This is a genomic window from Amycolatopsis sp. NBC_00355 (assembly GCF_036104975.1).
GTDB lineage: Bacteria > Actinomycetota > Actinomycetes > Mycobacteriales > Pseudonocardiaceae > Amycolatopsis.
The window spans coordinates 9683728-9704836 of sequence record NZ_CP107982.1 but is presented as its reverse complement, the minus strand read 5'-3'; the positions used below and the strand labels follow the sequence as shown (position 1 = coordinate 9704836).

27 protein-coding genes are annotated in these 21109 nt (G+C 72.9%); 17 read left to right on the top strand and 10 right to left on the bottom strand.

Annotated features, from left to right (window positions below):
* Positions 1-4: 4 nt before the first annotated feature.
* From OHS18_RS45175 to OHS18_RS45165, 3 genes are read right to left on the bottom strand one after another with little or no spacing between them, the layout of a single operon-like run.
* On the bottom strand, positions 5-859 hold the full coding sequence (locus tag OHS18_RS45175) for a PPK2 family polyphosphate kinase (protein ID WP_328614933.1): 855 nt from the start codon (positions 857-859) through the stop codon (positions 5-7).
* A gap of 17 nt (positions 860-876) precedes the next feature.
* Positions 877-1344, bottom strand: coding sequence for an SRPBCC family protein (locus tag OHS18_RS45170; RefSeq protein WP_328614932.1), 468 nt, complete (start codon positions 1342-1344; stop codon positions 877-879).
* The gene (locus tag OHS18_RS45165; RefSeq protein ID WP_328614931.1) at positions 1341-1670 is read right to left on the bottom strand and encodes an ArsR/SmtB family transcription factor; all 330 of its coding nucleotides are present in this window, start codon (positions 1668-1670) and stop codon (positions 1341-1343) included. The genes OHS18_RS45170 and OHS18_RS45165 overlap by 4 nt, the downstream gene beginning before the upstream one ends.
* 144 nt (positions 1671-1814) lie before the next feature.
* Between OHS18_RS45165 and rocD the strand changes: the two genes are divergently transcribed.
* The 3 genes from rocD (at position 1815) to OHS18_RS45150 (ending at position 5159) form a co-directional block, all read left to right on the top strand.
* A complete protein-coding gene (gene rocD / locus OHS18_RS45160; protein ID WP_328614930.1) occupies positions 1815-3050 on the top strand; it encodes an ornithine--oxo-acid transaminase in 1236 nt (411 codons plus the stop codon).
* Between the two features lie 104 nt (positions 3051-3154).
* Positions 3155-4525: a DUF2252 domain-containing protein gene (locus OHS18_RS45155; protein WP_328614929.1), complete on the top strand. Its 1371-nt coding sequence runs from the start codon at positions 3155-3157 to the stop codon at positions 4523-4525.
* 76 nt (positions 4526-4601) lie between these two features.
* Positions 4602-5159 carry a phosphatase PAP2 family protein gene (locus tag OHS18_RS45150; RefSeq protein ID WP_442875454.1) on the top strand — a complete coding sequence of 186 codons (558 nt, stop codon included), beginning with the start codon at positions 4602-4604 and terminating at the stop codon, positions 5157-5159.
* Here the strand turns inward: OHS18_RS45150 and zapE are convergent.
* Entirely contained in the window at positions 5113-6132 is a 1020-nt protein-coding gene (gene zapE, locus OHS18_RS45145; protein WP_328614928.1) for a cell division protein ZapE, read from the bottom strand. The two genes, OHS18_RS45150 and zapE, sit on opposite strands and share 47 nt — an antisense overlap.
* Positions 6133-6232: 100 nt before the next feature.
* Between zapE and OHS18_RS45140 the strand changes: the two genes are divergently transcribed.
* The 11 genes from OHS18_RS45140 (at position 6233) to OHS18_RS45090 (ending at position 13188) form a co-directional block, all read left to right on the top strand.
* Positions 6233-6967, top strand: a complete 735-nt coding sequence (locus OHS18_RS45140) for a dihydrofolate reductase family protein (RefSeq protein ID WP_328614927.1) — start codon at positions 6233-6235, stop codon at positions 6965-6967.
* Positions 6964-7524: an RNA polymerase sigma factor gene (locus OHS18_RS45135; RefSeq protein WP_328458609.1), complete on the top strand. Its 561-nt coding sequence runs from the start codon at positions 6964-6966 to the stop codon at positions 7522-7524. Before OHS18_RS45140 ends, OHS18_RS45135 begins: the two co-directional genes overlap by 4 nt.
* Complete coding sequence (locus OHS18_RS45130; RefSeq protein ID WP_328458611.1) at positions 7524-7925, top strand: Asp23/Gls24 family envelope stress response protein; 402 nt, start codon at positions 7524-7526, stop codon at positions 7923-7925. The genes OHS18_RS45135 and OHS18_RS45130 overlap by 1 nt, the downstream gene beginning before the upstream one ends.
* Before the next feature lie 91 nt (positions 7926-8016).
* Positions 8017-8454: an Asp23/Gls24 family envelope stress response protein gene (locus OHS18_RS45125; protein ID WP_328458613.1), complete on the top strand. Its 438-nt coding sequence runs from the start codon at positions 8017-8019 to the stop codon at positions 8452-8454.
* Positions 8451-8702 carry a hypothetical protein gene (locus OHS18_RS45120; RefSeq protein ID WP_328614926.1) on the top strand — a complete coding sequence of 84 codons (252 nt, stop codon included), beginning with the start codon at positions 8451-8453 and terminating at the stop codon, positions 8700-8702. Before OHS18_RS45125 ends, OHS18_RS45120 begins: the two co-directional genes overlap by 4 nt.
* 99 nt (positions 8703-8801) lie before the next feature.
* Entirely contained in the window at positions 8802-8978 is a 177-nt protein-coding gene (locus tag OHS18_RS45115) for a hypothetical protein (RefSeq protein ID WP_013224542.1), read from the top strand.
* Entirely contained in the window at positions 8975-9325 is a 351-nt protein-coding gene (locus tag OHS18_RS45110) for a hypothetical protein (RefSeq protein ID WP_328458623.1), read from the top strand. Before OHS18_RS45115 ends, OHS18_RS45110 begins: the two co-directional genes overlap by 4 nt.
* Positions 9326-9327: 2 nt before the next feature.
* Entirely contained in the window at positions 9328-9864 is a 537-nt protein-coding gene (locus tag OHS18_RS45105) for a DUF6286 domain-containing protein (RefSeq protein WP_328614925.1), read from the top strand.
* The gene (locus OHS18_RS45100; protein ID WP_328614924.1) at positions 9861-10469 is read left to right on the top strand and encodes an alkaline shock response membrane anchor protein AmaP; all 609 of its coding nucleotides are present in this window, start codon (positions 9861-9863) and stop codon (positions 10467-10469) included. The genes OHS18_RS45105 and OHS18_RS45100 overlap by 4 nt, the downstream gene beginning before the upstream one ends.
* 26 nt (positions 10470-10495) lie before the next feature.
* Positions 10496-11575 carry an ATP-dependent DNA ligase gene (locus tag OHS18_RS45095; RefSeq protein WP_328614923.1) on the top strand — a complete coding sequence of 360 codons (1080 nt, stop codon included), beginning with the start codon at positions 10496-10498 and terminating at the stop codon, positions 11573-11575.
* A 68-nt stretch (positions 11576-11643) separates the two neighbouring features.
* Positions 11644-13188 (top strand): alpha/beta hydrolase, encoded by a 1545-nt coding sequence (locus OHS18_RS45090; protein ID WP_442874452.1) that lies wholly within the window; start codon positions 11644-11646, stop codon positions 13186-13188.
* Between the two features lie 175 nt (positions 13189-13363).
* On the opposite strand, the gene OHS18_RS45085 is transcribed toward OHS18_RS45090, so the two are convergent.
* Entirely contained in the window at positions 13364-13606 is a 243-nt protein-coding gene (locus OHS18_RS45085; RefSeq protein WP_328458633.1) for a DUF2630 family protein, read from the bottom strand.
* A gap of 90 nt (positions 13607-13696) precedes the next feature.
* On the opposite strand from OHS18_RS45085, the gene OHS18_RS45080 reads away from it, so the two are divergent.
* Positions 13697-14071, top strand: coding sequence for a thioredoxin family protein (locus tag OHS18_RS45080; RefSeq protein WP_328614922.1), 375 nt, complete (start codon positions 13697-13699; stop codon positions 14069-14071).
* A 64-nt stretch (positions 14072-14135) separates the two neighbouring features.
* On the opposite strand, the gene OHS18_RS45075 is transcribed toward OHS18_RS45080, so the two are convergent.
* Complete coding sequence (locus OHS18_RS45075; RefSeq protein ID WP_328458637.1) at positions 14136-15065, bottom strand: proline dehydrogenase family protein; 930 nt, start codon at positions 15063-15065, stop codon at positions 14136-14138.
* 13 nt (positions 15066-15078) lie between these two features.
* A complete protein-coding gene (gene pruA, locus OHS18_RS45070) occupies positions 15079-16707 on the bottom strand; it encodes an L-glutamate gamma-semialdehyde dehydrogenase (RefSeq protein ID WP_328614921.1) in 1629 nt (542 codons plus the stop codon).
* A 125-nt stretch (positions 16708-16832) separates the two neighbouring features.
* Between pruA and OHS18_RS45065 the strand changes: the two genes are divergently transcribed.
* Together OHS18_RS45065 and OHS18_RS45060 are read left to right on the top strand one after the other, a co-directional pair.
* Complete coding sequence (locus tag OHS18_RS45065; protein ID WP_328614920.1) at positions 16833-18401, top strand: PucR family transcriptional regulator; 1569 nt, start codon at positions 16833-16835, stop codon at positions 18399-18401.
* Positions 18402-18419: 18 nt separating this feature from the next.
* Positions 18420-19058 (top strand): maleylpyruvate isomerase N-terminal domain-containing protein, encoded by a 639-nt coding sequence (locus OHS18_RS45060; protein ID WP_328614919.1) that lies wholly within the window; start codon positions 18420-18422, stop codon positions 19056-19058.
* 45 nt (positions 19059-19103) lie between these two features.
* Here the strand turns inward: OHS18_RS45060 and OHS18_RS45055 are convergent, their stop codons facing one another.
* The 3 genes from OHS18_RS45055 to OHS18_RS45045 form a co-directional block, all read right to left on the bottom strand.
* On the bottom strand, positions 19104-19322 hold the full coding sequence (locus OHS18_RS45055) for a S1 RNA-binding domain-containing protein (RefSeq protein WP_328614918.1): 219 nt from the start codon (positions 19320-19322) through the stop codon (positions 19104-19106).
* Between the two features lie 257 nt (positions 19323-19579).
* A complete protein-coding gene (locus OHS18_RS45050; RefSeq protein WP_328614917.1) occupies positions 19580-20560 on the bottom strand; it encodes an LLM class flavin-dependent oxidoreductase in 981 nt (326 codons plus the stop codon).
* Between the two features lie 48 nt (positions 20561-20608).
* Positions 20609-21001: a DUF6221 family protein gene (locus tag OHS18_RS45045; RefSeq protein ID WP_328458649.1), complete on the bottom strand. Its 393-nt coding sequence runs from the start codon at positions 20999-21001 to the stop codon at positions 20609-20611.
* Between the last annotated feature and the right edge of the window lie 108 nt (positions 21002-21109).

The window sequence follows — 21109 nt, the reverse complement described above, 5'->3', positions numbered from 1 at the left end:
ACGCTCAGGCCGGTACGCCAACACCCTTCAGCTTCGCCAGCTCGGCGTCGACGTCGTAGTCCGGCTGCGGGAACTTCGGGTCCAGCTCGGTGAGGGTCTCGATGAGCAGCTCGGCGACCGCCCAGTTCCGGTACCACTTGTGGTCGGCCGGCACGACGTGCCACGGCGCGTGGTCCGTCGACGTCTTCTTGAAGATGTCGGCGTAGGCCTTCTGGTAGGCGGGCCAGTGCGAACGCGCCTCGAGGTCGCCCGGGTTGTACTTCCAGTGCTTCTCGGGCGTCTCCAGCCGGGCCTTCAGCCGCTTGAGCTGCTCCTCGGGCGAGATGTGCAGGAAGACCTTGACCACGGTCGTGCCGGCGTCGGCCAGCTCCTGCTCGAACGCGTTGATCTCGCTGTAGCGGCGGCGCCGCTCCTCGGCGCTGAGCAGCCCGGACACCCGCGGCACGAGGATGTCCTCGTAGTGCGAGCGGTCGAACACGCCGATCTGGCCGGCCACCGGCAGCTGCTTGCGGATCCGCCAGAGGTAGTGGTGGCGGCGCTCGGCCGCGGTCGGCGCCTTGAACCCCGCGTAGTGGACGCCCATCGGGTTGACCAGGCCCAGCACGTGCGAGACCGTGCCGCCCTTGCCCGAGGTGTCCATGCCCTGCAGCACCAGCAGCACACTGCGGTTCCCGCCGCCGACGCCCTCGGCGTAGAGCGCCTCCTGCAGCGCGGACAGCCGCTCGCCCGCGGTGTCGAGCTTGGCGAGGGCCTTGGGCTTCTTGCCGGGCCCGACCGGCGCCGAGCCCGGCTCCGGCAGCTCCCCGGTGATCCGCAGCGCGTCCCGGACCCGGCTTCCCTCGTCCTTCTTCTTGGCCATCCCGCGAGGTTAACGACTCAGGCGGCGGCTTTCTCGGCGAAGCGCTTCAGCAGGCCGCCGTGTCCGCCGTCGGACGAGACGCCGTCACGGACCTTCGCCGCGGTCTCGCCGTGCCGTTCGAACCCGCGGTGCTCCAGCTCGACGCGCGTGCTGCGCGGCCCTTCCTCGACGAAGCGGACGTCGATCTCGCTGGCGTGCGCCGGGTCCGGGTCGATCTTCCAGTCGCCGTCGATCCGCCACGACAGAACCACTCGGGCGGGTGGCTCCCAGAGGAGGACCTCGCCCCAGTCGCACTCGGAGCCGTCGGTCAGCCGCTCGTACCAGCGTCCGCCCGGCTTCGGTTCGAGCACGGCTTCGGCGAGGCCCGCGGCGCCGAGGTGGTGCTCGCGCGGCCACCAGCTGTCGAAGGCCTCGGTGTAGGTCCTGAACGCGTGTTCGCGCGAGCACGCGACGGTGACCGTCTTGCGGATGGGCTCCAGCGTCATGGCTGCTCCTCGTGCCGGGACTCGGTGGCCTCCGCCAGGTCGGCGAAGGACTTCAGCGCGTCGGACCACATGCGGTCGAGGTAGGCGCGCACCGCGGCGATGCCGTCGGGTTCGAGGCGGTAGAGCCGCTTCGTGCCCGCCGCCCGGTCGGCGACCAGGCCGGCCTCCTTGAGCACCTTGAGGTGCTGGGAGACGGCCGGGCGGCTGATCGGCAGGTCCGCGGACAAGTCGCCGACCGCGCGCGGCCCGGCCCGGAGCGCTTCGACGATCGCGCGCCGCGACGGGTCGGCCAGCGCGGCCAGCTGGTCGCTTCCGTAAGTCGCCACGAACCGTAAGTTATCACTTACCAATGTGGACGTCCACCGAGCCGCAGCGATTCGGGGGTCCGAGCCGCGGATTGCGCAACGAACAACGGGTGAAAGCAACGATTCCCGGCTGAACTCCGCGTCCGCGGTCTCTAACCTGAACGCATGACGACGTTCGCCGGCCGGGAAACCGCCGCCCCCTCCGCCGCGACCTTCATCGAGCTCGACGAGCAATGGAGCACGCACAACTACCACCCGCTGCCCGTCGTGATCGCCGAAGCCTCCGGCGCGACGGTCACCGACGTCGAAGGCCGGTCCTACCTGGACTTCCTGTCCGGCTACTCGGCCTTGAACTTCGGCCACCGCCACCCGGACCTGATCAACGCCGCCGTCGCGCAGCTCGGCCGCGTCACGCTCACGTCGCGGGCGTTCCACCACGACCAGCTGGGCCTGTTCTGCCGCGAGCTGGCCGAGCTGACCGGCACCGAGATGGTGCTGCCGATGAACTCGGGCGCCGAGGCCGTCGAGTCCGCCGTCAAGCTCGCCCGCAAGTGGGCGCACAAGGTCAAGGGCGTGCCGGACGGCACGGCCGAGATCATCGTGGCCGGCTCCAACTTCCACGGCCGGACCACCACGATCGTGTCTTTCTCGACCGACGAGACCGCGCGTGCCGACTTCGGCCCGTTCACCCCGGGCTTCGTCACGGTGAAGTACGGCGACGCCGCCGCGTTGCGCGACGCGATCACCCCGCGCACGGCCGCCGTGCTGCTCGAGCCGGTGCAGGGCGAGGCCGGCGTCATCGTGCCGCCGGAGGGCTACTTCGCCGACGTCCGCGCGGCGTGCGACGAGCACAACGTCCTGCTGATCGCCGACGAGATCCAGTCCGGCCTGGCCCGCACCGGCACCGTGCTGGCGCTGGACCACGAAGGCGTCCGGGCCGACGTCTACACCCTGGGCAAGGCCCTCGGCGGCGGCATCCTGCCGGTGTCCGCGGTCGTCGGCAGCCGGGACGTCCTGGGTGTGCTGAAGCCCGGCGAGCACGGCTCGACGTTCGGCGGCAACCCCCTGGCCTGCGCGATCGGGCGCGCGGTGGTCAAGCTCCTGCGGACCGGCGAGTTCCAGCAGCGCTCGGCGGAACTGGGCGCCCACCTGCACGCACGGCTGACCGAGCTGGTCGGGAGCGGGCTGTCCGAGGTCCGCGGCCGCGGCCTGTGGGCGGGCATCGACATCGCCCCCGGCGGCCCGTCGGGACGCGAGGCGTCGCAGGCCCTGGCCGCTCGCGGTGTGCTGTGCAAGGAAACGCACGACCACACGCTGCGCGTCGCCCCGCCACTGGTGATCACCCGCGAAGAGCTGGACCGCGGCGTCGACGCGATCGCCGAGGTGATCCGCCCCGCCTGACCCGCTCGACTGTCCGTGAAGGCCTCCTTGAGGGACTCTATGTCCGTGAAGGGGGCCTTCACGGCGTTCGGGAGCGTTTGCCCGGGATGGGGCGTTGGGTGGGTATGGGATCAGGGGAATGGGTGGAGCGGCCGCTGGCCGGCGCGGACAGCGTGACGCCGGCCGAGCTGTACGAGCGGGGGAAACGGCTCCGGGAGAAGACGCCGGTCACCGCGCACGATCACGACGTCGCCGCGGACGACCGGCCGACGCCCGCGCGGTACTTCGAGGCCAGCAACGCCGGGCGGCTGCCCGAGCTGGCCGAGCTGCGCCGGGAACGCATGCTCGCCTCGCCGTTCACCTTCTTCCGCGGCGCCGCGGGGCTGATGGGCGCCGACCTCGCCGGCACGCCGGACTCCGGGCTCACCGCGCAGCTCTGCGGCGACGCGCACGCCGCGAACTTCGGGCTCTACGGCACGCCCGAGGGCAAGATCGTGATGGACATCAACGACTTCGACGAGACCGTGCCCGGCCCGTGGGAGTGGGACCTCAAGCGGCTCGCCGCGAGCCTGGTGCTCGCCGGGCGCGAGGGCGGCATCGGCGAGTCCGGCTGCCGGGAAGCCGCCGAGGACGCGGCGAAGTCGTACCGGCGGACCATCCGCGCGCTCGCCGAGCTGCCGTTCCTGCGCAGCTGGAACGCGCTGCCGGACTCGTCGGTGCTGTCGAAGGCCCGCGCGGACGAGCTGATCGACGACTTCGCCGACGCCGCCGAGAAGGCCCGCAAGAACGACAGCGCGAAGGTCGTCGCGAAGTGGACCGAACGCGTCGACGACCACCGGACCGGCTTGGCACGGCACCGGTTCGTCGAAGACCCGCCGTTGCTGACGCACGTCGGCGAGGCGACCGCGGAAGCCGTCGCCGCCGGCCTGACGTCCTATGTGGACACCCTGCGCGAGTCGCGGCGGACGCTGATCTCGCGCTACCGCATCGCCGACGTCGCCTTCCGCGTGGTCGGCACCGGCAGCGTCGGGCTCCGCAGCTACGTCGCGCTGCTGCACGGCAACGACGACGAGGACCTGGTCCTGCAGGTGAAACAGGCGGCGTCACCCGCGCTCGGGCCGTACCTCGGCCTGCCCGCCGCCGAGCACGAAGGCCGCCGGATCGTCGACGGCGCCCGGCTGGTGCAGGCCGAGACCGACATCCTGCTCGGCTGGACCACGATCGACGGCGTCCCGTACATCGTCCGCCAGTTCCGCAACCTCAAGGGCGACATCGACCCGGCGGAGCTGGAGAAGGACCACCTCGACGACTACGGCCGGCTCGCCGGCGCGCTGCTCGCCCGCGCCCACACGCGGTCGCTGCACCCGCAACTGCTGTCCGGCTACTTCGCCGACGACTCCGAGCTGGACGAGGCGATCGGCGCGTACGCCGTGCGTTATGCCGACCGCACGGAGGCCGACCACGCGGCGTTCTCGGGCTCGACCACATCCGGATGACGCCGCCGACGGCGACGCGGCATCACCGAAGTCATCGAACCCGCCGGTCACGGCTACCCTCGCACGGGTGAGGACGATGTGGGTGCTCGCCGCGGTCTGCGGCCTGCTGGCCCTGCTACTGGGGCTCCCGTTCGCCGGTGGGGACACGCCCGGCGCGCTCGACTCGGCCGCCGCGGCCGCCGTCGCGCACCTGGGGCCGGGCGCGGCCGCGGTACTGGTGCTGCCGACCGAGCCGTACGTGGTGTTCGCACTGGCCGCCGTCGCCGTCTTCTGCTGCCTGCGCGCCGGGCGGCGGCTGGACGCCGCACTGGCGCTGGGCGGGCCGGTGCTGGCCATCCTGCTCAACACCTGGCTGCTCAAGCCGCTGTACGACCGGTGGAAGAACGACACGCTGGTCTACCCGAGCGGCCACACCGTCGGCCTGGTCTCGGTGCTGACCGTGCTGGTGCTTCTCACGCGCAAGACCTACGTCGTCGTGCTGAGCGCCCTCGCGTTGCTGGCGGCCACGGCCGGCCTGATCGGCATGGGCTACCACTACCTCACCGACGTCGTCGGCGGCACGCTCTTCGCGGTCGCCGTCGTGCTCGTCACGTGGTCTGTGCCGCGTCGCGTGCCAGTGCCGTCAAGCGGCTGATCGCGCGCAGGTACTTCTTGCGGTAGCCGCCTTCGATCATCTCTTCGGTGAACAGGGACGGCAGCGGGTCGCCCGAGACGACGACCGGGATCGCGCGGTCGTAGAGGCGGTCGGCCAGGGCCACCAGCCGCAGCGCGACGTTCTGGTCCGGCGCCGGGTGGATACCGCGCAGGTGCACCCGCGTCACGCCGTCCAGCAGCCGCCCGTAGCGCGACGGGTGCAGCTCGCCCAGGTGCTCGCACAGCGCGTCGAAGTCGTCCACAGTGGACCCTTCGTGGGCCGCGACGGACTCCTCGAGTTCTTCGGGCGAGACGGGCGGCGGCGCGTCCGGCAGGCCGCGGTGGCGGTAGTCCGGGCCGTCGACGCGCACCACGCCGAACCGGGCCGACAGCGACTGGATCTCGCGCAGGAAGTCCTCGGCGGCGAAGCGGCCTTCGCCGAGCTTCTCCGGCAGGGTGTTCGACGTCGCCGCGATGTGCACCCCGGCGTCCATCAGCTCCTGCAGCAGCCGGGTGACCAGGGTGGTGTCGCCCGGGTCGTCCAGCTCGAACTCGTCGATGGCCAGGATCCGGTGCTCCGAGAGCCGCCGGACGGCCTCGGGGAAGCCGAGCGCGCCGACCAGGTGGGTCAGCTCGACGAACGTGCCGTACGCCTTCGGGGACGGCGCCGCGTGCCACGCCGAGGCCAGCAGGTGGGTCTTGCCGACGCCGAAGCCGCCGTCGAGGTAGAGCCCCATCGGCCCGGACGGCGCGGGCGAGCCGCCGAAGAGCCGGAACTTCTTCTTCTCCGGTCGCGCGCCGATGCGCTCCGCGAACGCCGAGCAGGCCTCGACCGCGGCGGCCTGGCTGGGCTCGTCCGGGTTCGGGAGGTACGTGTCGAACCGCACCGCGCCGAAACGCGGCGGCGGCACCAGCGCCGTGATCAGCTCGTCGGCGCCGAGCACGGGACGGCGGTCGGTCAGGTGCGCGGGCATGGTCGCAGAGCCTATCCGCCGCCCCGGTGGCCCAGGATCACCGGTGAGTAGCCATATCCCCCGGTGGAGAACGGGTTCCGGGGCGTGCTGGGATGGTCGGGTGCGGAGTGTGTGGCCACCATCACCGGGCGAGCTGACCGGGGCCGACCTGGAGGCGATCTACGCCTACCCGGCGACCCTCGAGCGCGCCTGGGTGCAGGTCAACTTCGTCGCCTCCGCCGACGGCGCGGTCGAGGTCGACACGACGTCCGCGGGCCTCTCGCACGCCGCCGACCGCGAGGTCTTCCTGCTCGGGCGCGACCTCTGCGACGTCGTCCTGGTCGGCGCCGGCACCGCTCGCGCCGAGAACTACCGCGGGGTCCGGGCGAGCGCGAAACGGCTGGAGCGGCGTCGCCGGCTCGGGCTGGCGGACGTCCCGCCGATCGCCGTCGTGACCCGCACCGCGGACCTCGACCCGCACTCTCCGTTGTTCACCGACACGGTCGTGGCCCCGATCGTGGTCACCACGACCGGCGCCGACACCGCGCACCTCGACGGCACCGAGGTCGTGCGCGCCGGCGACGACGACGTCGACCTCGCGCTCGCCCTGCGCCTGCTGGCCGAACGCGGCCTGCGCCGTGTCGACTGCGAAGGCGGGCCGCGCCTGTTCGCCGGGCTGATCGCCGCCGACCTCGTCGACCAGCTCTGCCTGACCGTCGCGCCGCTGCTCGTGGCGGGCGGCGCCGGGCGCATCGCCGCGGGCCCGGCGCCGGCCGCACCGCGGGCGCTGGCGCTGGCCTCCGTGCTCGTCGAGGACGGCTTCACGCTCCTGCGTTACCGCCGGGGTGCCGGATGAGCGACGACGTCACGCTGGTCGAACGGGCCGCGGGCGGCGACGAAGCCGCGTTCGGCGCCCTGGTCCGGCGGCACACGCCCCGGATGTACCGGGTGGCGCTGCGGATCACCGGGAGCGCCGCCGAGGCCGAGGACGTCGTGCAGGAGGCGTGGCTCGCCGCGTGGCGCTCGCTGGGCGGGTTCCGGCACGAGTCGGCCGTCTCGACCTGGCTCTACCGCGTCGTCACCAACGGCGCGCTCGCGATCCTGCGCCGCCGGAAGCCGACGATCTCCCTGGACTCCCCCGAACCCGAGGGGAAGTCCACTCTGGACAGTGCGCTGCTGGCGGCGGCCGAGCCCGGGCCGGAGGGCCGCGTCGTGCGCGCCGAGGAGGTCGACGCGGTGCTGCGCGCGATCGGCCGGCTGGAGCTGTCCCAGCGGGTGCCGCTGGTGCTGCGCGAACTCGAAGGGCTGAGTTACGAAGAGGTCGCCGAAGTGCTCGACGTGAACGTCGGCGCCTTGCGCTCCCGCCTGCACCGGGCCAGGGTGGCGCTGCTCGCCGAGCTGAGGGAGCGGTGATGGACCCGGAACAGGACCCCCGCTGGGACGCCGTGCGCGCGGCCGCCCGCCGCCGGGTGCCGACGCCGCCCGGCCTGGTCGAACGCGTGCTGCGCACGGTGGCCCGCGGCCGCCGGACGGCGGTGGACGTGCCCGGCGAGGAAGGCAGCCTGCGCGTGACCGAGCGGGTCGTCGGCCGCCTGGCCTCGGCGATCGCCGAGGCGCGGGCGCCGGCGGGCGTGCGGATCTCGGCCGTCGCGGTCGAGGACGAGGTGGTCCAGGTGCTGGTGTCGGTCCGCTTCGGCATCACCGCCGACGAAGCCGCCGAGACGCTCCGGCGGGAGATCACCGCGGAGCTGTCGCGGCAGCTGGGCGTGGCGACGGCGGTGAACGTGCACGTCGTCGACGTCCATGACGACTGACCTATTCCCCCGAATGGGTGACCTTGCGTGAGAGCCCCGTGGTCGCGGGCATCGTAGGGACGACAAGACCGCTCGAGAGGAGCTTGCAGGCATGCATCCGGAACGGACCGAAAGCCCCGGCACGGTGACCCCGCTCAACGAGGAGGGCGCCGCCGGCCGCACCACGATCTCGTCGCTCGTGGTGCAGAAGGTCGCCGGGATGGCCACCCGCGAGGTCACCGGGGTGTACGCGCTGGGTGGCGGCATGTCACGGGCGTTCAGCGCCCTGCGCGAGCGCATCCCCGGCTCCGGCACGGTCACCACGTCCGGCGTGTCGGTGGAGGTCGGCGAGAAGCAGACCGCGATCGACCTCGACGTCGTCGTCGAGTACGGCGCGCGCATCGCCGACGTCGCCCGCGCGGTGCGGCGCAACGTGATCACCGCCGTCGAGCAGATCACCGGCCTCGAGGTGATCGAGGTCAACATCGCCGTCAACGACATCCACCTGCCGGGCGAGGACGAGCCCGAACTCCCGTCGCGGGTGGAGTGACCGCGCGGGGGGCGCGGGAGGACCCGGAGGCCCGCGCGGCCTTCCGGGAGTTCGTGCGCACCCACCACCCCGACGTCGGCGGTGATCCGGCCGAGTTCGCCGCGGGGCTGGCCCGGTTCCGCGCCGGAAAGTCCGCAGTGGACGAAACCCGGTTCGACGCGCCGATCCGCTTCGTGGTGAACCGCCGCGGGGTGGCCGCCGTGCTCGCGAAGTTGCGCAAGCGCCGCCGCCCGCCCCGCGTGCAATGACTCCCGCAGTGCCATCCGGGGCCTGGCCCCGGGCCGGAGGCTCCGCCACCCGGACCCCGTAAGAAGGGGTTTCTCCCCCGCCTGTCCTAGGAGGACGAAGTGAACGCAACGCAGACCGGGCTCCTGGCCGGGCTCATCCTCGGCCTGGCCGCGACCCAGGGGTTCACCGCGTTCCTGGTGACCCTGGCCGTCGGGATCATCGGGCTGGTCGCCGGCCGGGTGCTCGACGGCGAGCTCGACCTCGGCGAGCTGTTCGGGAAGGGCCGCGACAAGTGAGCCGGCTCCTCGACGTGCCGCGCGAGCTCGCCGAACCGGCCGAGCGCGGCACCCTCACCATCGGCCACTCGGTGGTGCGCAAGGTCGCGCAGCACGCGGCCGATCAGGTGCCCGGTACCGCGCGGGCCGGCAAGAAGGGCGCGAACGCGCGGGTCGGCGGCCACGACGACGAGGTGGATCTGGCGCTGGAGCTCGCCCTGAACTACCCGGTGGCGGTGCGCGCGGTCGTCGGCGCCGTCCGCGAGCGGGTCGTCGAAGAGGTCGAGCGGATCACCTCCTACCAGGTGCGGGCCCTGGCCGTGACGGTGTCGGCGCTGCTGCCCGACGTCGCGCCGAGGGTGCGGTAGCCGTGCGCCCGATCGTCCGCCTCCTGTCCACCCTGCTCGGCCTGGCCTTCGCCGCCGCCGGGGCGCTGCTCGCGCTCGAGGTCGGCTGGCACTGGTGGCGCCCGGGGTCCGGGCCGCTGCTGGTGCCGTGGCCGCGCTGGCAGGCCGAACTCACGGCCCTGGGCTGGGACGCCTACACCGTGCGCGTCGGCGCCGTCGTGCTCGCCGTCGCGGGCCTGGTGCTGCTCCTGTGCGCGCTGGCCGCCGGCAACCGCGCGGTCCGGCTGACCGACCCGGCCGACGACGTCAGCGTCTCGACGTCTCCGCGGTCGCTGGCCCGGCTCGTCGGGCTCGTCGTGCGGGCGCAGGACAACGTCGCCGGCGCGACGGTCACCGCCAGCGCCCGCCGGGTCCGGGTCCGCGCGACCAGCAGGCTCGAGACCGAGGGTGAGCTGCGGCCGCGCCTGCTGGAGACCGTGGCCACGCTGCTCGACGACGTCCCCCTGGCCCGGCGGCCGAAGGTCAGCGTCGTCGTCGACTCGCCGAAGGACCGCCGATGAGCAAGTCCGGCAACTCCACTGCCACGAAGGCGCTTTCCCGGTCGTACGCGGGCGAACGCGCGCTGACGTTCCTCGTCGGGCTGCTGGCCCTGCTCGGCGGCGCGCTGGCGCTGGTCGTCGGCGCCGGCTGGCTCGGCGAGTTCCGCGGCCGCCGGCCGCTGCTCGACCCGATCGCCGTCGGCTGGCTGGGCGAGCACGCCACCCCCGCCCGCATCGCCGCGATCGTGCTCGGCGTGCTCCTGCTCGTGCTGGGCCTGCGCTGGGCGCTGCGGTCGTTGCGCCCGGAACCGCGGCCCGACCTGGCCCTCGACGACGCGGTGGGTGCCGAACTCGTCGTCACGGCGGGCGCGATCTCGGGCGCCGTCCAGGCCGACGCGGAGCAACTCGACGGCGTCAGCCGCGCCCGGGTCCGCGCGGTCGGCTCCCGGACTTCTCCCGCGTTGCGCATCACCCTGTACCTGCACGAGGGCACCGACCTCAAGCGTGTCTGGGAAGACCTCGACCTGCGCGTGCTGACCAGGGCGCGCGAGTCGCTCGGCCTCGACGTCCTGCCCACCGCCGTGCGCCTCGAACTCGACACGAGCCAGGCCAAACGCGTGCGCTGAGCGGCGTCGTTCCGCAGAATGCCGTCATGCCCCTACCGCTGCAGCCGCCGCTGAAGCCGATGCTCGCCAAGCCCGCCAAGGCCATCCCGGACTCCGGCGGGCTGCTGTTCGAGCCCAAGTGGGACGGCTTCCGCTGCATCGTCTTCCGCGACGGCGACGAGCTGTACCTGCAGTCCCGCGCGGAGAAGCCGCTGAACCGGTACTTCCCGGAGGCGGTCGCGCGGCTGCTCGAGATCCTGCCGCCGAAGGTCGTGCTCGACGGCGAGCTCGTCGTCGCGCGGGACGGGCGGCTCGACTTCGACGCGCTCACCGAGCGGATCCACCCCGCCGAAAGCCGCGTCACGCTGCTGTCGGCCGAGCAGCCGGCCGAGTTCGTCGCGTTCGACCTGCTCGCCCTCGGCGACGAATCCTTCCTGGACGAACCGACGTCGGCCCGCCGCGAACGGCTCGAGAAGCTGGCCGACGGCCGGATCTCGCTCACCCCGGCCACCACCGACGCCGACACCGCGCGGCACTGGTTCGAGCTGTTCGAGGGCGCCGGCCTCGACGGCGTCATCGGCAAGCCGCTGGAGGAGCCCTACTCCCCCGGCAAGCGGGTGCTGCTCAAGTACAAGCACCTGCGCACGGCCGACTGCGTGCTGGCCGGGCTGCGCTGGCACGTCGACGGCGGCCCGGGCGACCTCGTCGGCTCGTTCCTGCTCGGCCTGCACGACGAGGCCGGCGTGCTGCACCACGTCGGCACCATCGGGTCGTTCCCGAAGGAACGCCGTCGCGAGCTGGCCGAAGAGCTGGCGCCGCTGATCACCGACGGCGAAGACCACCCGTGGGGCGGCAAGGCCACCGGCGAGGCGCAGCGGATCCCCGGCGGGATCACCCGCTGGCGCGCCACCGAGCACGAATGGGTGCCGTTGCGGCCCGAGCGCGTCGTCGAGGTGGCCTACGAGAACACCGAGGGCGGTATGCCGTCGCGGTTCCGGCACAACGCGCGGTTCGTGCGGTGGCGCCCGGACCGCGAGCCCGCGTCGTGCGACTACAGCCAGCTCGACGAGCCGGCCCGCTACGACCTCGACGCGGTGTTCCGCGGCCAGGTGGTGCGCACCCGCTAACCCGCGTCCCACACCGGACGTGGAAAGCTCACGGTGTTCCGGCCTTGATCTACGTGAGGACTTCGCCCGTGCGCCGCCGTTCCCGTCTCCTGGTCGCGCTGCTCGCCCTGGCCTCCGCCGCGGGCTGCGCCGCGGGGCCGTCGGTGCGCCCGGCCCTGGTCGAGAACGACGGCCCGGCGAAGTCGACCGCGCCCGGCGCCACGCCGTCGGTGCCGCTGCCGCCGCTGGGCGAGCCGCAGTCGTCGTCGCTGAAGTGGTCCGACTGCGACGACGACACCCGCCAGCGGATCGGCACCCCGCCCGTCCCGGACACCCTGCACTTCACCTGCGCCCGCGTGCCGACCCCGGTCGACGCGCCGGACGAGCCGCGCCGCTCGGTCATGCGCCTGCTGGCGCTCAAGGTCGGCGCCGGGCCGGTGCCGCTGGTCGTGGTCAACGACGTCGACGGCGAACCGGGCACGATCTACGCCGCCCGCCTCGCCGCCACGCTGCCGCCGGCGTTCCTGGAGAAGTTCTCGCTGATCGGCCTGGACCGGCGCGGCACCGGGATGTCGGGCGCGGTGCAGTGCGTGCCGGCCGAGATCCGGCACGACCTGATCGACGCCGACCCGGCGCAGGGCGGCCTCGCCGACGTCCTGGACGCCGCGCGCAAGGCCGGTCAGCAGTGCGCCATCGAGCTGGACGACACGCAGACGGCGCTGGACAGCTGGCGCGCCGCGGGCGACCTCGACGAGCTGCGCAAGCAGCTGGGCATGGAGCGGCTCGACGCGCTCGGCCGCGGCGACGGCTCGAAGGTGCTGTCGGAGTACGCGGTGCGCTTCCCCGGCCAGGTCGGCCGGATGGTGCTCGACGGCGTGCCCGACCCGGGCCCGGACACCGCCGCGGTGCTCGACGCCGTCGCGGCCGGCGCACAGTCCACTTTGGACGCTTTCGCGGCCGACTGCACGGCGCGCGGGTGCTCGCTCGGCGACCCGAAGGCCGCCCTCGCCACCCTGACCGACCAGCTGCGCGCCGCGCCGCCGTCGACCGACGACGGGACCGCGTTCGGCCCGGGCGTCGCGATGTTCGCCGTCTACTCGGGACTGGCGCAGCGCTCGCGCTGGCCCGAGCTGGCCGACGCGATCACGGCGGCCAAGGGCGGGACCATCGCGCCGCTCGCCGCGTTCGCCACGCCGGCGTTGCACGACTCGCGGGCCCAGCCGTCACGGCTCGACTCCGCCATCGCGACGCACTGCAACGACAGCCAGACGCGCCTCTCGGCCGACCAGCTCGACCAGATCGTCGCCGGGATGCGCGCCAAGTACCCGCAGTTCGGCGCGGTCGTGGCCCAGCAGCTGGCGTGGTGCGGCCCGTGGCCGGTGCGGACCGAGCCGCTGCCCCCGGCGGGCGCCCCGGGCGCGCCGCCGATCCTGGTCACGGCCACCGCGGCCGACCCGGTCACCCCGCAGGTCGGCACCACCCGCGCGGCCGACCAGATGCCGTCCGCGGTCACGCTGACCTGGCAGGGCGCGGGCCACGGCGCCCTGGGCGCGTCCCCCTGCGTCACGGACGCGGCCCGCGGCTTCCTCATCGACGGCAAGATCCCCGCCGACGGCACCCTCTGCCCCGCCTGACCCCCGTACCCGGAGAGTCGGCCCGCGTACCCGGACAGTCGGCTCACGTACCCAGACAGTCGGTTCACGTACCCAGACAGTCGGCTCACGTACCCAGACAGTCGGCTCACGAGCCGACCCTCCAGGTACGCGAACCGACCCTCCAGGTACGCGAGCCGACCCTCTGGGTACGTCGTTACTGGCGGTAGGACTCGACCTCGGAGACCGGGCGGGCCTGGGCGTCTTCCGGGTTCTCGTGGAACTCGGTCTTCGCGCGGCGCTGCCGGAGCAGGTCCCAGCACTGGTCCAGCTGTTGCTCGACCGAGGTGAGCCGGTCCTTGTCGGCGCCGGCCAGGCCCACGCCCACCGAACGCGAGCGGAGCTCGTGCTCCTCCGCGATCAGCTCGTCGATCCGGCCCAGGATCTCCCTGTCGGCCATGTGTCCTCCTCGGGTCACGCGGGGTTTCGCTCGTGCAGACGCTACCGCGCGCCCGGGAATTCCCGCCGGGCCCGAGTCGTTGACCTGGTCATGAGCACCGTTGAGCTGACCGCCGAGAACTTCGACCAGACCCTCAATGACCACGAGTTCGTCCTCATCGACTTCTGGGCGAGCTGGTGCGGCCCGTGCCGTCAGTTCGCGCCGGTGTACGAGAAGGCGTCGGAGAAGCACGACGACATCGTGTTCGCGAGCGTCGACACGGAGGCGCAGCAGCAGCTCGCGGCCGCCTTCGACGTCCGCTCGATCCCGACGCTGGCGATCATCCGCGACAAGACGCTGATCTACTCCCAGCCCGGCGCGCTCCCGGAGCCCGCCCTGGAGGACCTGATCAAGCAGGCGCGCGACATCGACATGGCCGAGGTCAAGCGCAAGGCCGCCGAAGCCGAGGCTTCCGAGCAGGCGTAACGCCGAAAGCCGTGAAGGCCTCCTTACCGGCCGTAAGAGCCGGTAAGGAGGCCTTCACGGCTTTTCAGGACCGGGTGGCCAGGCCGCGCAGGAAGAACCCGAGGTTGGCCGGGCGTTCCGCGAGACGGCGCATGAAGTAGCCGTACCACTCGTCGCCGTAGGGCACGTAGACGCGCATCCGCGAGCCCGACGCCGCGATCCGGGCCTGCTCCTCCGGCCGGATGCCGTAGAGCATCTGGAACTCGTGGTCATCCGACGACCGGGTGTTCTCGATCGCCAGCGCGGCGGCGATCTCGATCATCCGCGGGTCGTGCGAAGCCACCATCGGGTAACCCTGCCCGGCCATCAGGACGCGCAGGCAGCGCACGTACGACTTGTCGACGTCGCCCTTGTCCTGGAAGGCGGCCGACTCCGGCTCGGCGTAGGCGCCCTTGCACAGCCGCACCCGCGAACCCGGGCCGGACAGGTCGCGGCAGTCCTGCTCGGTGCGCCGCAGGTACGCCTGCAGCACCGCGCCCACCCACGGGTACTCGCCGCGCAGCTCGCGCAGGATGCCGAGCGTCGAGTCCGTGGTGGTGTGGTCCTCCATGTCGAGCGTCACCGTCGCGCCGACCGCGTCCGCCGCGGCGCAGATCTTCCGGGCGTTCTCCAGCGCGACGTCCTCGCCGTTCGACGGCAGGAACTGCCCGACGGCCGACAGCTTCACCGACACGTCCGCTCCCGAGGCGAGCCCCTCGGACGCCAGGGCCGACAGCACGGCTTCGTAGGCCGCGACCGTCGCCGCCGCCTGGGCGGCGTCGGTGGTGTCCTCACCCAGGTGGTCGAGGGTGATCCGCCGGCCGTCAACGGCCAGTTCCCCGGCGACGCGGACGGCGTCGGCGGTCTCGGACCCGGCGACGAAGCGGCGCACCACGGATCGCGTGGCGGGCACCGCTTCGACGAGCCGCCGGATGCCCTTCGAGCGGGCGGCGGCGAGCAACGGGGCACGCAGCATGACGGTCTCCCTCTCAGCCCTGGTGCGGGTAGCGGACGCTGGTCGGCGGGACGAAGGTCTCCTTGATCGACCGCGGGCTCGTCCAGCGCTGCAGGTTGAAGATCGAGCCGGCCTTGTCGTTGGTGCCCGAGGCCCGCGCGCCGCCGAACGGCTGCTGGCCGACGACCGCGCCGGTCGGCTTGTCGTTGACGTAGAAGTTGCCGGCGGCGAACCGCAGCGCCTCGGACGCCTTCGCCACGGCCGTGCGGTCGTTCGCGATGATCGCGCCGGTCAGCGCGTAGGACGCCGTCTCGTCGACCAGCTTCAGCACGGCGTCGAAATCGCCGTCCTCGTAGACGTGCACCGACAGGATCGGGCCGAAGTACTCGGTCGAGAAGATCTCGTGCTTCGGGTTGTCCGAGACGAGGATCGTCGGCTGGACGAAGAAGCCGTCGGTGTCGTCGGCGGTGCCGCCGGTGAGGATCTCCACCGAGGCGTCCCCCTTGACGCGGTCGAACAGCGAAGCGTGCTTGTCGAACGCGCGCTGGTCGATCACCGCGCCGCCGAAGTGCGACAGGTCGGTGACGTCGCCGTAGGACAGGGCCTCGGTCTCCGCGACGAGACCGTCCTTCACCCGGTTCCATACGCTGCGCGGGATGTAGGCCCGCGAAGCCGCGGAGCACTTCTGGCCCTGGTACTCGAAAGCACCGCGGACCATCGCGGTGCGCAGGACGTCGACGTCGGCCGACGGGTGCGCGACGATGAAGTCCTTGCCGCCGGTCTCGCCGACCAGCCGCGGGTAGGAGCGGTAGCCGGCGATGTTCGCGCCGATCGTGCCCCAGAGGTGCTGGAACGTCGCGGTCGAGCCGGTGAAGTGGACGCCGGCCAGGTCGCGGTGGGTCAGGGCGACCTCGGAGACGGCCTTGCCGTCACCCGGCAGCAGGTTGATGACGCCCGCCGGCAGGCCGGCCTCTTCGAGCAGCCGCATGGTCAGGTGCGCGGCGAACGACTGCGTCGGCGACGGCTTCCACAGCACGGTGTTGCCCATCAGCGCGGGCGCGGTCGGCAGGTTGCCGGCGATCGCGGTGAAGTTGAACGGCGTGATCGCGTAGACGAAGCCTTCGAGCGGCCGGTGCTCCAGGCGGTTCCACACGCCCGGCGAGCTGATCGGCTGCTCGGTGAGCACGCGGCGGCCGAACTCGACGTTGAAGCGCCAGAAGTCGGCGAGCTCGCAGGCGGAGTCGATCTCGGCCTGGGTCGCGGTCTTGGACTGGCCGAGCATGGTCGCGGCGTTGATCGTCGCGCGCCACGGGCCGGTCAGCAGGTCGGCCGCGCGCAGCAGGATGGCGGCGCGGTCGTCGTAGGACAGCGCGCGCCACTCCGGCGCGACCTGCGCGGCCGCGGTGATGGCGTCGGTGGTGTCCTGCTGGGTGGCGCTGTGGATGGTGCCCAGCACGTGGCGGCGGTTGTGCGGCTGGACGACGTCGATCTTCTCGCCGCCGCCGGGACGCTGCTCACCTCCGACGGTGACCGTGAGGTCGACGGGTTCCGCCTGGCCCAGCCGCTTGAGCGCACCCTCGAGTTCCGCGCGCTCGGCGCTGCCCGGCGCGTACGTCAGCACCGTCTCGTTCTTCGGGGCGGGGGTCTGGGTCACGGCGTCCACGGCGGCTCCTCTGCAGCGCTGCTCTAAGTCCTGATGCCCCGAACGGTAACCCCGGACACGTGTTCTGGGTTTGTCCGGACGGCTAAAATCACCGACATGAGCTTGTCCGATCGGCTGACCCGCAGGTGACGGCCGGGACGTCGCTGCGGCACGTGCTCGCGACCCTCGGCGAACCGCTGGTCGAGGTCGTCGTGGCCCCGCACGGCCTTGGCGTGCCGGTCTCGGACGTCGTCATCCTCGACCCCGAGGACCCGCTCGAAGCGAGCCCCGGCGACCTCGTGCTGGTCATCGGCGCGCGCGGGCGGGCCGCGGCGCCCGCGATCCGCGCGGCCGGCCGCGGCGGGGCGGCGGCCGTGGCGGTCAAGGGCACCGGCGCAGGGAGCGCCGAGGTCGCCGCCGACGCCGGCGTCGCCCTGCTCACCGTCGGCGCCGAAGCCCGCTGGGAGCAAGTGGAGTCACTCGCCCGTGGTGTCGTCGAGGCCGCCCGCGCGGGCGGCGAGGCGGCGAGCGGCGAGGTGCTCGGTGACCTGTTCGCCCTGGCGCAGACGATTGCGACCCTCACCGGCGGGCTCGTCAGCATCGAGGACACGGCGAGCCGCGTGCTCGCCTACTCCCGCGCCGGCGACGAGGTCGACGAACTGCGGCGGCTGTCGATCCTCGGCCGCGAAGGCCCGGAACGCTACCTCGCCCTGCTCCGCGAATGGGGCGTCTACCAGCGGCTTCGCGCCGGTGAGGGGATCGTGCGGATCGACGAGCGCCCGGAGCTCGGCATCCGGCGGCGCATCGCGGCGGGCATCCACGCCGGCACGCAGCCGCTCGGCACGATCTGGGTCCAGGAGGGCGCCCAGCCGCTCACCGAGCAGGCCGAGCTGGCGCTGCTCGGCGCGAGCCGCGCGCTCGCCCCGCAGCTGATCCGCGCCCGCACCCTGCCCAGCCCCGAGCTGCGGCTGCGGGAAGACCTCCTGGCGAGCCTGCTGGAAGGCAAGCTGGACGCCGAGTCGGTCGCCGACGACATCGGCGCCGACCCGTCGCGGCCGGCCCAGGTGCTGGCGTTCGCGTTGAGCCGGGCGGAGAACCGTCAGCTGCGCCGCGCCGAGCTCGTCCACCTGATCGCCGTGCACACCGCCGCCTACCGCCGCAGTGCGCTGGTCAGCGTGATCGGCGGCCGCGTCTACGCCCTGCTGCCGGACCTGCCCGAGCACTCGGACGCCGCCGTCCTGGCGCTGGCCCGCGAGATCGTCGGCGCGGCGCGGCGGCACCTCGAAGTCCCGGTGCGGGCCGCGCTCGGCGGCGTCGTGCCGCGGCTGTCCGACGCCGTCGCCTCCCGCGGTGACGCCGATCGCGTCCTGGCCACGATGGCGCGCGGGCACTGGCCGTCCGACGTCGCGTCGCTGGCCGACGTCCGCGCCGAGGTGCTGCTGTCGGAGGTGCTGGCCTACCTCGGCGACCAGCCGCGGATCCGCGACCCGCGGCTGACGGCGCTGGTGGAGCACGACGCCGAGCACGGCGGCATCCTGGTGCCCGCCGTGCTGGCGTGGCTCGACGCGTTCGGCGACGTCCGCGCCGCCGCGTCGGCGTTGAACATCCACCCCAACACCGTGCGGTACCGCGTCCGGCGCGCCGCCGAAGTGTCCGGTGTGGACTTCGGCGATCCGGCCCAGCGCATCCTTACCCAGCTGCAGCTGAGGCTCTGAATCGCTACCTTGGCCGTCGTGGATCTCTTCTCGCGTTCGTGGACGGCGTTGCTCGCGGCGGTCGCCGCCCTGCCGGACGAGGACTTCGCGAAACCGTCGGGCTGCCGGGGCTGGCTGGTGCGGGACCTGGTGTGCCACTTGGTGATCGACGCGCAGGACGTGCTGATCACCCTCGTCACACCGGCCGAAGCCGAGCCCACGGCCGACGCGATCACCTCCTGGAAGGTCGCCGAAACCCCGCCGGCCGGCGACGATCCCCTGGACGCGTTGATCGTCCGGCTGGCCGCCGCGTACGAAGACCCGGCGCTGCTGAAGTTCCACCTCGACGACGTGGGCTCGGCGGCGGGCCGTGCCGCCGGCCGCGCCGATCCCGGGGTGCGCGTCGCGACCCAGGACATGGTCCTCACCGCGGGCGACTACCTCTCGGCCTACGTACTGGAGTGGACGTTGCACCACCTGGACCTGGTCGCCGGGGCCCGGCCGCCCGGCCTCGCCCGCACACGCGAGATGCTGGAGAAGATCGCCGGAGCGCCGTTCCCGGCGTCGTTCTCCGACACCGACGCCCTGCTGGTCGGCACCGGCCGCCGCGCCCCGAGCGACGCGGAAACGGCGGCACTGGGCGACCTCGCGGCCCGGTTGCCCCTGGTCCTCGGGTGATCGCCGCGCAGACCGGGCCGGGCGCCCGGCCCGGTCCGCTTCCGGCTAGGCCCTCACCAGGCTGAACCGGCGGTGTGCGACGTCGATCCGCTCGACACGGACCGGAAGCCGGGTGCCGGCTTCCGGCGCGCCGGTGGTCACCAGCAGGCCGTGGAGCCCGGGCCCGACCTCGACGAACGCACCGAACGGCAGCACCTTCACGACCACGCCGTCGAGCACGTCGCCCTCGGCGAGGCCGGACAGGCTCTCTTCGTCACGGGACATGCGATTTCACCTCCTTCCCGCGCACGTTCCGATGGACGGAAGACGTGCGGGAGGCGGGCCACGCGCCCGCCCGGAGGTCAGGACGTGGCCGGGGAACCCGTCTGCTCACGGCTCATGGCCGACCCGGCAGTCATGCGAGAACGGTACCGCCGAATCGTCGCGGCACACACCGGAAATAATTCGACGCGTTATATCGGCACCCGGATATTGATTCACCGACGTGAAGTCCGGCGAATTGGTCGGCGGGTCACGGAAATTCAGGCCGGAACGCGAAGATCGGCCAACTCGGCGAGAGCCGCGAACGAATCCAGCCGCGCGGACTGGTCGTAGGCCGCCGTCGTCGCGAGGACTTCGTCGGCTCCGGTGGTCTCGACCAGTGCCCCCAGCCGATCGCCGACCTCGGCCGGCGTCCCGGAGATCTGGCCGTCCAGGGTCTCCTCGAGCCGCCGGCGCTCGCGGTCGGTCATCGGCAGGGCCAGGACCTCCGCGGGCGGCGACAGGGGCGGGAAGACGCCGTGGGAGCGCGAATACACCGTCGCCCAGGCCTCCGGGACGAGCAGGCGCCGCGCCGCCTCCGCCGGCTCCGCGACAGCGATGGCCGTCGAGACCACGACGTACGGCTCCCCCGCCCACTCCGACGGCCGGAACCCGTCGCGATAGCGCGTCACGGCTTCCTTCAGCGCCTGTTCCCCGCGTACGGGCGCGATCACCAGCGGCAGCCCGAGCTCGGCGGCGAGGTCCGCGCCGGAGCCGGTGGCCAGCAGGAACGGCGGCACGCGCAGACCCTCGGCCGGATACGCGTGGACGCCCGGGTAAGCGTGGTCGCCGGTGAAGAACCCGAGCAGCTCCCGCACCTGCGCGCCGAAGTCGTCGGCGGCTTCCTTGCCGTGGCCCAGCGCCTCCCGGACCCCGCCGGTGAACCCGACGGAACGGCCCAGCCCCAGGTCGATCCGGCCGGGGTGGAGCGCTTCGAGGACCCCGAACTGCTCGGCGACGACCAGCGGCCGGTGGTTCGGCAGCATCACCCCGCCGGTGCCGACGCGGATCTTCGACGTCGCCCCGGCGACGGCCGCGGCCAGCACGGTCGGCGCGGACCCGGCGACCCCGGGCACGCTGTGGTGCTCGGACACCCAGAACCGGTGGTAGCCCAGCCGTTCGACGCCGGCGGCGAAGGCGACGGTGTCCCGCAGCGCCCGCGCCGGGGTGCTGCCGCGCCGCACGGGCGAACGGTCGAGCACGGAAAGCTTCACACCGGGTGCAACGCCCGGCGCGCGACGGGATTCCCGTCAGGGGCGCCAGCGCTCGCTGTAGTCCGAGTGATCGGCGTAGGGCAGTGCCAGCAGGCGCAGGGTGAGGCACCAGTTCGAGCCGGCCTCGTCGGCGGGCACGTGGCAGGTCTCACACCAGTATTCGCTGCCGTAGAGCGGAAACCCGGGGACCTTCTCGGACACCGTCGTGCGGTGGGCGAGCAGGATCCGGCGCGTCGCCTCGATCTCGTTGATCATCTGGTTGACCACGTCGAGCTCGAGGTCGACCAGCCCGCGCACCCGCTGCTCCACGGCGACCTTCGTCTCCCCGCGGTTCATCGTCTCGCCGGCCTTGGCCTTGTTGACGGCCTGCATGATCAACGCCTGCCGCGCGCCCACGCGCGCGGCGAGGAATGCGATCAGGTCGTCCACGAAGGGCCTCCCTCTGGTCGAGCCCGCCCCCGGCATTGTCCCGGGGAGTCGTCGATTCGGGACCGCACGTTACGCCGTTCGAGTCCATGATCGTGACGCTGAACTCGG

What these genes read in the sequence shown, in the direction of transcription:
- OHS18_RS45055 (WP_328614918.1), bottom strand. Translation starts at nt 19,322, where the DNA reads ATGTCCCGTGACGAAGAGAGCCTGTCCGGCCTCGCCGAGGGCGACGTG.
- rocD (WP_328614930.1), top strand. Translation starts at nt 1,815, where the DNA reads ATGACGACGTTCGCCGGCCGGGAAACCGCCGCCCCCTCCGCCGCGACC.
- OHS18_RS45095 (WP_328614923.1), top strand. Translation starts at nt 10,496, where the DNA reads ATGCCCCTACCGCTGCAGCCGCCGCTGAAGCCGATGCTCGCCAAGCCC.
- OHS18_RS45150 (WP_442875454.1), top strand. Translation starts at nt 4,602, where the DNA reads ATGTGGGTGCTCGCCGCGGTCTGCGGCCTGCTGGCCCTGCTACTGGGG.
- OHS18_RS45135 (WP_328458609.1), top strand. Translation starts at nt 6,964, where the DNA reads ATGAGCGACGACGTCACGCTGGTCGAACGGGCCGCGGGCGGCGACGAA.
- OHS18_RS45170 (WP_328614932.1), bottom strand. Translation starts at nt 1,344, where the DNA reads ATGACGCTGGAGCCCATCCGCAAGACGGTCACCGTCGCGTGCTCGCGC.
- OHS18_RS45175 (WP_328614933.1), bottom strand. Translation starts at nt 859, where the DNA reads ATGGCCAAGAAGAAGGACGAGGGAAGCCGGGTCCGGGACGCGCTGCGG.
- OHS18_RS45155 (WP_328614929.1), top strand. Translation starts at nt 3,155, where the DNA reads ATGGGATCAGGGGAATGGGTGGAGCGGCCGCTGGCCGGCGCGGACAGC.
- OHS18_RS45100 (WP_328614924.1), top strand. Translation starts at nt 9,861, where the DNA reads ATGAGCAAGTCCGGCAACTCCACTGCCACGAAGGCGCTTTCCCGGTCG.
- OHS18_RS45075 (WP_328458637.1), bottom strand. Translation starts at nt 15,065, where the DNA reads ATGCTGCGTGCCCCGTTGCTCGCCGCCGCCCGCTCGAAGGGCATCCGG.
- OHS18_RS45085 (WP_328458633.1), bottom strand. Translation starts at nt 13,606, where the DNA reads ATGGCCGACAGGGAGATCCTGGGCCGGATCGACGAGCTGATCGCGGAG.
- OHS18_RS45130 (WP_328458611.1), top strand. Translation starts at nt 7,524, where the DNA reads ATGGACCCGGAACAGGACCCCCGCTGGGACGCCGTGCGCGCGGCCGCC.
- OHS18_RS45125 (WP_328458613.1), top strand. Translation starts at nt 8,017, where the DNA reads ATGCATCCGGAACGGACCGAAAGCCCCGGCACGGTGACCCCGCTCAAC.
- OHS18_RS45080 (WP_328614922.1), top strand. Translation starts at nt 13,697, where the DNA reads ATGAGCACCGTTGAGCTGACCGCCGAGAACTTCGACCAGACCCTCAAT.
- zapE (WP_328614928.1), bottom strand. Translation starts at nt 6,132, where the DNA reads ATGCCCGCGCACCTGACCGACCGCCGTCCCGTGCTCGGCGCCGACGAG.